General features: G+C 68.1%; 9 protein-coding genes, 1 tRNA gene and 1 pseudogene. 7 read left to right on the forward strand and 4 right to left on the reverse strand.

Annotation, left to right across the window (positions count from 1 at the left end; translation table 11 throughout):
- Positions 1–226: 226 nt before the first annotated feature.
- The 3 genes from OG206_RS31430 (at position 227) to OG206_RS31440 (ending at position 3,502) form a co-directional block, all read left to right on the forward strand.
- A complete protein-coding gene (locus OG206_RS31430) occupies positions 227–1,675 on the forward strand; it encodes an FtsW/RodA/SpoVE family cell cycle protein (RefSeq protein WP_327121981.1) in 1,449 nt (482 codons plus the stop codon).
- A 370-nt stretch (positions 1,676–2,045) separates the two neighbouring features.
- Positions 2,046–2,927, forward strand: coding sequence for an alpha/beta fold hydrolase (locus OG206_RS31435; protein ID WP_327121982.1), 882 nt, complete (start codon positions 2,046–2,048; stop codon positions 2,925–2,927).
- A gap of 284 nt (positions 2,928–3,211) precedes the next feature.
- Positions 3,212–3,502 (forward strand): hypothetical protein, encoded by a 291-nt coding sequence (locus tag OG206_RS31440; RefSeq protein ID WP_327121983.1) that lies wholly within the window; start codon positions 3,212–3,214, stop codon positions 3,500–3,502.
- 227 nt (positions 3,503–3,729) lie between these two features.
- On the opposite strand, the pseudogene OG206_RS31445 reads toward OG206_RS31440, so the two are convergent.
- Positions 3,730–4,101, reverse strand: a pseudogene (locus OG206_RS31445) (antibiotic biosynthesis monooxygenase family protein); the annotation flags it as partial.
- Positions 4,102–4,327: 226 nt separating this feature from the next.
- Positions 4,328–4,990, reverse strand: coding sequence for a ScbR family autoregulator-binding transcription factor (locus tag OG206_RS31450; RefSeq protein ID WP_327121984.1), 663 nt, complete (start codon positions 4,988–4,990; stop codon positions 4,328–4,330).
- Between the two features lie 532 nt (positions 4,991–5,522).
- On the opposite strand from OG206_RS31450, the gene OG206_RS31455 reads away from it, so the two are divergent.
- From OG206_RS31455 to OG206_RS31470, 4 genes are all read left to right on the forward strand, one after another.
- Positions 5,523–6,203 carry an HAD family hydrolase gene (locus OG206_RS31455; RefSeq protein ID WP_327121985.1) on the forward strand — a complete coding sequence of 227 codons (681 nt, stop codon included), beginning with the start codon at positions 5,523–5,525 and terminating at the stop codon, positions 6,201–6,203.
- Between the two features lie 332 nt (positions 6,204–6,535).
- Complete coding sequence (locus OG206_RS31460) at positions 6,536–8,488, forward strand: APC family permease (RefSeq protein ID WP_327121986.1); 1,953 nt, start codon at positions 6,536–6,538, stop codon at positions 8,486–8,488.
- A gap of 125 nt (positions 8,489–8,613) precedes the next feature.
- Positions 8,614–8,687: transfer RNA gene (locus OG206_RS31465), tRNA-Ala, on the forward strand.
- Positions 8,688–9,037: 350 nt separating this feature from the next.
- Positions 9,038–9,478, forward strand: coding sequence for a VOC family protein (locus tag OG206_RS31470; RefSeq protein WP_327121987.1), 441 nt, complete (start codon positions 9,038–9,040; stop codon positions 9,476–9,478).
- A 164-nt stretch (positions 9,479–9,642) separates the two neighbouring features.
- Here OG206_RS31470 and OG206_RS31475 read toward each other — a convergent pair whose 3' ends face one another.
- Together OG206_RS31475 and OG206_RS31480 are read right to left on the reverse strand one after the other, a co-directional pair.
- Positions 9,643–10,554 (reverse strand): hypothetical protein, encoded by a 912-nt coding sequence (locus OG206_RS31475; RefSeq protein ID WP_327121988.1) that lies wholly within the window; start codon positions 10,552–10,554, stop codon positions 9,643–9,645.
- 343 nt (positions 10,555–10,897) lie between these two features.
- Positions 10,898–11,434, reverse strand: coding sequence for a hypothetical protein (locus tag OG206_RS31480; RefSeq protein WP_327121989.1), 537 nt, complete (start codon positions 11,432–11,434; stop codon positions 10,898–10,900).
- Between the last annotated feature and the right edge of the window lie 9 nt (positions 11,435–11,443).

Here is an 11,443-nt window from a genome sequence, read left to right on the forward strand (position 1 = left end):
GCGATCTCACTTGGAAGATGCTGCCAGGGTCGCCCGTAGCCGGCCGACGGGAACCGTGTGATCGATTTCGGTGTCTTCGCGGGCATGACCTCAGACCACGGGAGCCTCCCGTCTGAGGCATGTCATAACCGCGCCGGTATCAGCGCCGGGGCGGTCAGCGCCTTGGGCAGAGGGCTGGAGCCGCTGCGTGGTGAGCCGTGAGAAGCAGCGAAAGGCCGATCCAGTGATGAGCAGGCATTCCGGCGCCTCGGCGCACTCCACGCCCGCAGTCGGCGTGAGGAACTGGCGCAACACCGAGCTCGCTCTTCTGGCGTTGGCGGTCGCCATCCCGGTGCTCGCCTACGCGAACGTGGGCCTCGCCCTCGACGGCGGGCTCCCCGCGGGCCTGCTCGCCTACGGACTCGGAATCGGCCTCCTGGCAGGTATCGGCCATCTCGTGGTCCGCCGGTTCGCGCCGTTCGCGGATCCGCTGCTGTTACCCCTGGCCGCGCTGCTGAACGGACTCGGCCTCGTGCTCATCTGGCGGTTGGACCAGTCCGAACGGCTCCAGGCGCGCGGCGAGTTCTTCGAGGCTTCTCCCCGGCAACTGCTCAATTCGGCACTCGGCATGGCGCTCTTCGTGGCGGTGGTCGTCCTCCTCAAGGATCACCGTGTCCTGCAGCGCTACACCTACATCTCCATGGCCCTGTCCATGATCCTGTTGGTGCTCCCTCTCGTGCCGGGCCTGCGCGCCGACAGCTACGGGGCGAAGATCTGGATCGAGATCCCCGGGCTGGGCACCCTGCAACCGGGGGAGTTCGTGAAGATCGTCATCGCCGTCTTCTTCGCCGGGTACCTCATGGTGAAGAGGGACGCGATGGCGCTGGCCAGCCGCCGGTTCATGGGTCTGTACCTGCCCCGTGGCCGCGACCTCGGGCCCATTCTCGTGGTCTGGGCGATGTCCATCCTGATCCTGGTCTTCGAGACCGACCTGGGCACGTCGCTGCTGTTCTTCGGGATGTTCGTCGTCATGGTGTACGTGGCCACCGAGCGGACCAGCTGGATCGTCTTCGGCCTGTTCATGGCCGCGGGCGGCGCGGTGGGGGTCGCCTCATTCGAGTCGCACGTCCAGCAGCGTGTTCAGGCATGGCTGGATCCGATGCGCGAGTACACCCTCAGCAGACAGGGACTGGGGGGTCACTCCGAACAGTCCATGGAGGCGTTGTGGGCCTTCGGGTCGGGAGGCGTCCTCGGCACCGGGCTGGGGCAGGGGAACTCCGACCTCATCGGATTCGCCGCCAACTCCGACTTCATCCTGGCCACGTTCGCCGAGGAGTTGGGCCTTGCCGGTGTCATGGCGGTCCTGCTGGTGTACGGCCTGATCGTGGAGCGGGGGATACGCACGGCGCTCGCCGCGCGCGACCCGTTCGGCAAACTCCTCGCGGCCGGCCTGTCTGGTGCTTTCGGGCTCCAGGTCTTCGTGGTCGCGGGCGGCGTCATGGGCCTGATCCCGCTGACCGGAATGACGCTGCCGTTCGTGGCGTACGGAGGTTCTTCCGTCATCGCCAACTGGGCTCTCGTAGGCATTCTGATCCGGATCAGCGATGCCGCGCGCCGCCCCACGCCGGCCCTGTCGCCCGACCTGGACGTCGAGCTGAACCAGGCGTCCGCCCAGGAACTGTCCGGTCGGCCATGAGGTGAGTGCCCCGGCCGGATCGTCCGTATGGCGTCGGCCAGGGACGTGGGTCGAGGACGGCGGCTTCGTGTATCTCGCGGTGGACGGCCCGATTAGGGGTCGAGTCGTCAGCCAGGGCCGGGCGAGCGTGTGACCGCAACGCAACGATTCCCGGCCCACGTGGGGTCATCGCCTCCGTCACCTCGTTCGCCTTGTTCGAAGCCGGGTGGCCGTCCGCCGCGTGAGCTCTCGCGCCCGCGGGCGGCTCGTCCGACGGCTCTCGCCGGTCCGGTGTGCCGGACGCACCGCCGCCGAAGGCAGACACGGGCGGTCCCCTCTGCACGCGCGGTATCTGTGTGCGATCCCTTGCCGGTCATGACAAGCTCCACGCATGCCGATCGTTGACGTGTCCTGCGAGGTGGCCATTGCGTACGAGACCTTCGGAGACGTCGGGGATCCCCCTGTCCTGCTTGTGATGGGTTTCGGCGCGCAGATGCTGGCGTGGCACGAGGACTTCTGTCGAGCGCTGGCTGACCGAGGCCGATACGTGATCCGGTACGACAACCGCGACAGCGGGCTGTCCACCAAGTTCGACGATCGCCCCGTGGACATAGGCCAGTTCATGGCGGCCGTGAGCGCGGGCGACATCTCCGCCGCCCGCGCGATGGCTCCCTACCGGCTTCACGACATGGCCGGTGACGGCTTCGGGCTGCTCACCGCGCTCGGTATCGAACGCGCCCACGTGGTCGGAAGCTCGATGGGAGGAATGATCGCCCAGACCATGGCGCTCTCCTTTCCGGAGAGAGTGCTGACCTTGACGTCGATGATGTCCTCGACCGGCGAAAGCGAGTACGGCCAGGCCGGCCGGGAAGCCCAGACGGTGCTGTCCAGCCCCAAGCCCACCGATCGAGAGGGACACGTCGCCGCCGCCGAGAAGGAACTGGTCTGGGCCTCCAAGCGATACGGCGACGCGGACGCACTGCGTGACCTGGCGGGCCGAAGCTACGACCGCTCCTTCTACCCCGCGGGTGCCGGACGGCAGCTCGGTGCGATGGTCCTCGGAGGTTCACGCGCGGACGCACTGCGAGAACTGCGTGTGCCGACACTGGTGATCCACGGCTTGGACGACACCCTGATCGACCCCAGTGGAGGCAAACGGACCGCGGAGCTGGTCCCCGGCGCGGAACTCCTGTTGATTCCAGACATGGGCCACGACCGTCCACGCGAACTCTGGCCCAGGATCGTCGACGCCGTAGCGGCCCACACCGCTTGAGCAGGGGCGCCCGCACCACGCGCCCCGTGCGCGCGGACCGGCGCCGTGAATCAGCTCAGCCGCACAACGGGGGTACAGGCGGCCCGCGACGATGCCGTCGACGACGGCTCGGTTGTACGTTCCGCCCTCGGGCGGGAGCTCCCCGTTCTGTTGCGCGAGGCACTCGCGGCGACACGGCAGCTTCGGCCAAGCATGCTCGAATCCGGGATGACCGCGTGCTAGAGATAGCGAGCAAAGAGCCCCGATACAGGAGGTATGCGACGATGCGTGCAATTCTGCTCCGTGTGACGGCCACACTCGGTGCTGCGGCGGCGCTTGCTGTCTGCGGCGCCGGCGTGGCCGGCGCCGACGACCGGCCGGGCGGCAGCGTAGGCAGCTCGGGCTTCGGCAATACGGGCATCGGCAATTCTGGCGCCTTCAATGACGGCATCGGGAATGCGGGTGTCTTCAACGACGGCATCGGGAACGCGGGTGTCGCCAACTGGGGTCTGGGCAATGCGGGCCTGGGCAACACGGGTATCGGCAGCTCCGGTATCGGAAACTCCGGCATCGGCAGCTCCGGCATCGGCAACTGAGACCGCCGCGCGTCCCCACCATCGGGTCGCGCGACGCGCCGAGCTCGACTGCCCGGCCCACCCGGGCTGTCCGCTCCATGAGCGGTCGGCCCGGGTGGGTTCCGGACGTGGCCCCGGCCGGTCCGGGGCGAGCTTCGCGAAACCCCGAGCCGCACGAACGGCCCGTCCGGGCGCTCGGGGCCTGCCGACCGTAAGGCGATGACAGGCTGTCGAGCTCGTCAGACGACTGTCTCCCGGATCACGTGAAATCGAAGCGACCGGGTAGCACCCGCGCACCGGTGCAACGGCTTCACCATGCGCACGTGCTCCTCACTGCTCACCCAGCCCAGGAAGGCCGGAGCGCTCTCCCACTCACTGGTGATGAGCCACTGGGAAGGGTTCTCGATGGACTGGCACAGTTGCTCACTGATGTGTCCGGGAATGGCCTGAACGTGCTTGCGCAGTTCCTCGTACGTCTCGAGGAATTGCTCCTGGGCCCCGTCGTTCACGTCCAGCATGAGGATGACGCGGAGGGCGGAGCCATCGAAGACGGACTGCGAGACACGGCCCGACGTCTCTCCCGTGAGCGGTTCTGACGCGGAGCTGGAGATGGTGCTCATCGACCCGAATCTCCTTCAACGGCGGCGTGTGCGTCGGCGGCTCGACGGCACGACTACGGCCTCGATCCTGCTTCAAGGCCGAGAGCCGCGCGACCTGTCCGCACTACTCGGGTGACCGGGGCCGAGTAGTGCGGTCGACATGCCCGTGATCGAAGGGCGCGCCTCGGCTGCTGCCGTGCCGTCGGGGTGGCACTTCTGGTCAGCCTGTGCGACTCGACCGCGGTCTTCATCGCACGCCGAGGGAGAGTGGCTCGCCCCGCCGGCCGGGAAGCGGGGTCCGCGCGCGGGCGAGCAGAGCGCCGGGTTCCGGTTCCGGCTGCAGTGCGTGCAGCATGAGCGTCCACCAACGCCGTAGCCGGTCGTCCCAGTCCAGTCCGCCGGGTACGTCCTCGGCCAAGGCGCACACCCCGAAGAAGGCGCACACGAGGGTCACGGCTGTTCCTGACGGCTCGATCCCCTCTGCGAGTTCGCCTCGGACCCTGGCCTCCGCCAGGAGCCGAGTCACCGCGGGCACCCAGGCGTCGAAAGGGGTGGGGACGGCAGCGTCGATGCTGCGGCGCTCCGCCCAGAGCCGCGCACCCGCTCTTGCCACGGTGTCCTCACTCAGGGCCTGGGCGATGTCGAAGCTCAGTGCCACCAGCTTCTCCAGAGGCGGAATGCCTGGAGTCGAGTAGGGGACGACGAGTTGCGGCCAGGTGGCGAACTGCTCCCGAACGACGGCCAGCGCCAGTTTCTCCTTGCTGGAGTAATGGAAATAGATTGCTCCGCTGGTCCTTCCCGAGTGCTCGCTTATGTCGTTGACGCTGGTCCCGACATAGCCTCGTTCGAGAAAAAGATGCGCTGCGGACTCCAGTAGAACCCTGCGGGTCGTACGTGCTCTGTCCTGCACTTGCGTTCTCCTTTCGAGAGTGCGTTCGACAATTTTGCGCAGTCGAGTTGCGCCGTCTTCCGGGGGAGTGGTCGCGGCGCGCGAGGATTTTATTATTCTTCGACCGTGTGCTTGGGCGGCCCGTTTCGTGCAATCCCCTGATTCTGTGAACAGAAACGTTTCTGGTAGTGAGGCGCGGAACCGGACCGGATCGCGCCCGACTGTCAGGAAAGTGCAGCCAGGCGGGGCATCGGGGAACTGGATTCCGTCGGCCGCACGCCCATTCATGATCTGTGGCGCCGGCGGGGCGACTGCTGATTCGATCGCCCAGATGCACTCGAATTGGTGATTGCGGGAATCTGCTGTGCCCAATTAACGTAACCATCACGATGTTTTCGGGGTTGGCGGACAGCGTCGTACGGATGCGCCCCAGGGTGAGGCTCTCGAAGAGCGTCCCGCATCCCGATATCCGCGGCCCGGCCATTGAGTCGCTGCCCGCTTTCGTGCGCCTGCGACCCGAACTGGTGACGTAATCACTGAGAACGGCAGAGACATGACAGCTCACTACATCCTCGACTGGTCCCCGTCCGCCATCGTCTTCGACTGCGACGGCACGCTCATGGACACCGAACGCCATTGGCAAGAGGCCCGCAGCATCACGTTCCGATCGTTCGGTCTCAAGTCACCCACAGGTTTCGCCGAACGCGCGAAGGGCGTGCACTACGCCGAGTGCGGCACCCTCATGGCCGAGGAGACCGGGAAGCCCGACCTCGCCGACGATCTGACCGACGCACTCCTCGACAACTTCACGGCCCTCGTCCACGAGGAACCGGTCACGATGCCAGGAGCGGCAAGGCTGGTCAGGCTGGCTGCCGAGCACATTCCCCTCGCCGTAGCGAGTAACTGCCCACGCACGATGGTGGAGTCCTGCCTCGACCGTGCCGGACTGCTCTCCTACTTCGGCCACGTGGTGGTCGCCGGTGAGGATGCACGTCCCAAACCTCAGCCGGACGTGTACCGGATCGCCGCGACGTTGTGCGGCGTTCCCCCTCAGGAGGCACTCGCGGTCGAGGACTCGCTCACGGGGATGGATTCGGCCCGACGCGCGGGACTGCGAGTCCTGGGCATCGGTGTCAGCCCGACCGGCCCTGAGAGGAAGCACGCTGACCTCTGGGTGGAGAGCCTTGCCGCCCCGGAGCTGATGACCTGGGCAGGCCGTCACATCGGTTCGTAGGCGCGGGAATGGGCGCCCGTCGCGCCTATGCGTCCCGGGGCCATCGCCACAGAACCGAGGATGGCCCCACCCTGCCCAGGCTACCGCCGGCCGGCGCTCTGCTCGTCGGGCCTCGGGACGCAGTCTTCTCAGGTGGTCGTCCTCCGATGACCGACCCTTCGAGCCGAGGCGCCGAGAGTGTTCACTCCCATAAAGGCGCCATGCCGTGGCCGACACTCCACGGGGCCCGGCGAGCCGGCGGATCCGTGGAGATGACGGGCAGCGGCTCCATGAGAGTGTTCCAACCGTGGTGTCGGCGCGGTCCTGCAACGGGAGACCGTTCTGATGGGCGCATGACTGTCGACCGCCCGATGTACCGGGTAAAGCGGCACCTGCTCGGCAGGCCGCTCACCACTGAGCACATCAGCGACGAAAAGCTGGACAAACGGACGGCGCTCGGCGTCCTCGCATCCGACTGCATCAGCTCGTCGGCGTACGGCTCCGAGGAGATGCTCCGCGTTCTCGTGCCCGTCGTCGGGGTCGCCGCCTTCACCCTGATCCTGCCGGTGACGGGTGCCATCCTGTTCGTTCTGCTGCTCCTGACGCTCTGCTACAGCGATGTCGTCACCATCTACACCCGGGCCGGCGGCTCCTACGTGGTGGCCCGGGAGAACTTCGGGCCGAACGTCGCACAGATCGCCGCCGTGGCCTTGCTCGTCGACTACATCGTCACGGTCGCCGTCCAGGTGTCCGCCGGGACCAACGCTCTGATCTCCCTCGCCCACCTGGCCGGCAACGGCTGGACAGGCCTGGACCACTTGCAATTGCCCGTATCCGTGGCGGTGATCGTCCTGCTGGTCTACGGAAATCTGCGCGGGGTGCGCGAGGCGGGCCGCATGTTCGCGCTGCCCGCATACCTCTTCATGACGGCCATCGGCCTCGTCCTTGTCGTCGCGGTCGTACGCGGGCTCACAGGTGGGTTGGCCCACGCCGACCTGCAGGCCGAGGGCGTGGTTCCGTCGGGGACCCCGGGGGAGGGATGGCTCTACGGCGCCTCGCTCTTCATCGTCCTGCGTTCCTTCGCCAACGGCGGGTCGTCCCTCACCGGCCTCGAGGCGATCTCGAACGGAATTTCCGCATTCCGTGAGCCCCAGGGCCGCAACGCCCGCCACACCCTCATCGCCATGAGCTGTGTGCTCGCCGTCCTGGTACTCGGCGTCTCCACACTGGCGCACTACACGCACGCCGTCCCCTACACCGACGGCACACCGACCGTCATCGCCCAGGAGGCCCGGCTCGTCTTCGGTCAGGGGACGCTCGGAACGACCGGACTCGTCTTCGTCCAGCTCTCGACGGCGCTGGTCCTCTACACGGGCGCCAACACCCCTTTCACCGGCTTCCCGTTCCTGGCCAGCTTCGTCGCGGAAGACCGGTTTCTGCCGCGCATGCTCACCCGTCGCGGCCACCGGCTCGCGTTCTCCAACGGCATCATCGCGCTCACGGTCGTCTCGCTGGCGCTGCTGCTCGCCACGGGCGCCAGCGTGGACAGACTGGTGGCCTTGTACGCGATCGGGGTGTTCACCGCCTTCACCATGGCGGGAGCCGGCCTCACCGTCCATCACCTCCGCAGGCGCGAACCGCTGCGGCGGGTGAAGGTTGTCGTCAATGCGCTCGCGGCCGTCGTCTCCGCGGCCGTCGTCCTGATCTTCCTGGTCACCAAGTTCACCGAAGGTGCCTGGCTGGTGGCAGTGATCTTCCCGCTCGGCGTCTGGGCCCTGGTACGGATCAACCGTGAGTACCGGCACGAGGCCGCAGTACTCGAGCGGCTGCCCGCCGGCGCAGACCGCCCGCGCGTCCGCCGCCACCAGGTATTCGTCCTCGTCGAAACGCTGGACCTTGCCACCCTCAAGGCGCTTCGCTACGCCCATGAACTGCGACCCGACACGGTCCGGGCCGTGCACTTCGCCATCGACGAGGCCCACGCACGACACCTCCGCGAGGTCTGGGAGTCCACATCCGCGACAACGGTGGCACTTGAACTCGTCGCGTGCCCGGACCGCCGACTGCGTCACGCGATGCGGGAACTGGCCGTCCGCGCCACGCAGGACGAGGACACCAGCCTGACGGTGCTGGTGCCTCGGCGGATGTACGCCAACATCCTCGGCAAGCTCCTCCACCGCGGTACGGGTGAGAAGATCGCAAGGACGCTGGGCCAGTTGCCCCACGTCGCGGTGACCATCCTGCCGTTCGACGCGTCCCGCGCCCTGCGGATGCTCCAGTCGGGCCACAAGCCGCCGTTGGACTGACCCGAGCAGCGCTCCCGGCGCCTCCAGGACCGAGACCTTCGCCGGTAGGCGGCCAGCGCCCCGAGCGGGCAGCCCTGGAGCATGCGATGGGAGGTCGGCGACTCTCGTAGGATCACGAGCGGGACGGGGCTCGTAGCGCAGCGGTTGTCGCGCCTTCACAGCATGTAGGAGGACGCCGGTTCGAATCCGGTCGGCCCCGTCCCATCCTCCGCGGCCGCGGCCGCGGCCGCGGTCGCGGGCCACGACCTTCGAGCCCGGTTCGGGCCTTGAGTGGCCCTCGGTGGCGCGTGCGTTCGGGCACACGGGGTCGGTGCGGCGGGTTGATCTACGTGGAGGCACGCTGCGGCTCATCGTCCCCGGGGGAGCGGCAACTTCCACCGAAATCATCCTCGTCCGTGACGCACGGCTCTCGGTTCTGTTGTAACGATGCCGAGGGCGAGCCGATCCTCGGGAGTTCGGTGGTCTGCGGATGTCGAGAACGTGTCACCGCCTCCGTCCCAGGGATATCAGCGGCTACCGGCGGCCGCACGAGGAGAAGGAGAGACCAGCATGGCGATTCAGCGTATGGACAACGTCGGCATCGTCGTCGAGGACTTGGACGCCGCCGTCGCGTACTTCGAGGAGCTCGGCATGGAACTGGAGGGCAGGGCCGAGGTCAAGGGCCTCGTCGCCGACCAGTGCACCGGACTCGACGGCGTCCACTGCGACATTGCGATGGTCCGAACCCCCGACGGGCACAGTCGGCTCGAGTTGGCGAAGTACCGCAGCCCCGCAGCGATCAGCGCCGGGCCGCGTCAACGGCCGCACAACATTCTGGGCACACACCGCGTCATGTTCGCCGTCGACGACATCGAGGACACCGTTTCCCGCCTGCGCCCCCACGGCGGCGAGCTCGTCGGGGAGATCGCCCGGTTCGAGGACAGCTACCTGCTCTGCTACGTCCGCGGCCCGGAAGGCATCATCGTGGGGCTCGCCGAGCAACTGGGGTGAGAGCGGCGAGCGGAGCCACGTGGGCCCCTGGGCACCGTGCGGTCTCTGCGACCACCAGGCGCACCGCGTCAGGATCCTCCTGCCCCTCAGCTTCGATCGGGGCCGGGTGTCTGCGTGTCCGGGCGGCAGCAACAGAGGACCGGGTCCCCGGACGCGGTGGCTTGTCAGTCGTCAGCTCGGGCCGGCCGCCTCGTGAAGCGCCGAAGTCCCCTCCGGGTGGGCTTCAAGGGTCGGTCCTCGGGGGCGACCACGCCCTGAGCCGCAGCCAACGACGGTGCGGGGGCGGGAGCGGGCTCTTCCGCATGCCCGACGCCCCGTGCCAGCCGGCTCCGGACGGCCCGGGCCATCGCGTGATGGGACTCCTCCTGCAACAGTCCCCCTGCGGCCAACCGCTCCCACATATGGAGCAGTTCCCTTCCTCGGGTCGCTACCTGTCCCTCGTCGCGCAGCCGCTGCCATGCCGCGGTGGCACGGGCGACCTCGGGCACGGCTCGGTCCAGATCCGTGCTGCAACGGATGCGTGCGACCGTCAGCGCGAGGATGGTGGAGATCAAGTAGTCGCCGCGCAGATAGGCGATGTACGCCTCGATCGCCCTGGCCTCCAGTGACAGTTCGTCCTCCGCGCCCCGGCGGAGCGTCAGGTGCTCCCGCAGTGCCCCGGCGAGGACGAACGCCGCGTGCAGTTCCTGGCGTCGGGCGTGCTCGATGATCCGCTCGACGCGGGCGAGCGGAGGAAACGCCTCCTCCTCCGCGAAGGTTCGCTCGCGCCCGTGCGGCAGGTCCTCCTCGTCGGCGATGGTCAGGCTGGACCCATCGGGGTACACCCGGAGCCGCGCGACCTGCCGCACGCTGCGGTCGATGACGGTAGCCGCAACCGGTGCACCGAGGGTGCGGGCGAACATGGCTACCGCGTCCAGAATCGCCTCATTGGCCGGGCGCGTGCCTCCCATCTCCAACAGATGGCCGTTGACCACTGTGGACCCGTCCTCGGCGACGTACGCGTCGAGGCGAATCAGCGGAGGCACGCTGACGGCGGGCAGGTTCCTCTTGTCACGGGGTGTCAGTGAGTGAGGCACCGTTCAGACTCCGGGTTGCCGGGGACGGGCATGGAAGCAGCTCTCGAGGTCGTGCCGGTGTTCCGGCCACGGCACGTCGGCGACCTCTCCGCCTCCGAGGGGCATGTCTACCTTTGTTACGTCAGCCTAATAGATGATCGGGTACTCAGAGGCACGTCCAGGCCCGCTCGGCCGGCCGGTCGGTCCAAGACGTGCTCCAGCACCGCGTCAGTCAACGCTCGCCCCGGTGTTGTCCTCCGCGACGCTGCCACCCTGACGGACCGGTGGACCGACGCCGAGCACCGTGCTGCGCAAGGGCGCGTGCAAGCCGAGTCCGGGGGCTGCCCTCTGCCTGCCGAGGTGGCTACTCGATGAGCGTATCCGCGATGATGATCGCCAGGCCGATCAGCATGTCCATGCCTCCCGCCCGGCACGAGGACAGCCGGCCGTACCCGGCGGTGCGGGCGGCCCAGGCTCCCCAGCTGAACAGGGCGACGGTGTTGAGCAGCAAGGCTGCGTCGGCAGCCGTGGCTTCTGACCACCACCCGGCCACTGCGGCAAGCAGTATCGCCACCGTGGGCAGCACGGCGGCGACCAGCGGCCACTCGGCGAGCACCAACCGCAGTCTGCTGACGGCGGCCGCCCCGTCGGCGGACGCACGCTGGGCGATGACGTGCGCGTAGCCGTGGGCGGCACCCGCCGCAAGCGCGGTGAGCAGTACCCAGAGCGCGTCCGGTCCAGGATCGGCGTCCTCGCCCGTTCCATCCAGAGCGGCCACCAGGGCGCTTGCCAGTACCAGACCGTAGATGCCGCCGAACAGCGACTGCTCCGTCGGTCGGTGTCGCAAGCCCGACGTCGGTAGGACGCCCCTTCGGCGGGCATGGTCGGCGCGGTCGGGCATCGCATCGCC

The sequence above is a fragment of the Streptomyces sp. NBC_01341 genome, assembly GCF_035946055.1.
GTDB lineage: Bacteria > Actinomycetota > Actinomycetes > Streptomycetales > Streptomycetaceae > Streptomyces.

Excerpts from the sequence above, each read along its gene's own strand:
- OG206_RS31460 (WP_327121986.1), top strand. The coding sequence starts at position 6,536 with ATGACTGTCGACCGCCCGATGTACCGGGTAAAGCGGCACCTGCTCGGC.
- OG206_RS31480 (WP_327121989.1), bottom strand. The coding sequence starts at position 11,434 with ATGCCCGACCGCGCCGACCATGCCCGCCGAAGGGGCGTCCTACCGACG.
- OG206_RS31455 (WP_327121985.1), top strand. The coding sequence starts at position 5,523 with ATGACAGCTCACTACATCCTCGACTGGTCCCCGTCCGCCATCGTCTTC.
- OG206_RS31470 (WP_327121987.1), top strand. The coding sequence starts at position 9,038 with ATGGCGATTCAGCGTATGGACAACGTCGGCATCGTCGTCGAGGACTTG.
- OG206_RS31435 (WP_327121982.1), top strand. The coding sequence starts at position 2,046 with ATGCCGATCGTTGACGTGTCCTGCGAGGTGGCCATTGCGTACGAGACC.
- OG206_RS31430 (WP_327121981.1), top strand. The coding sequence starts at position 227 with ATGAGCAGGCATTCCGGCGCCTCGGCGCACTCCACGCCCGCAGTCGGC.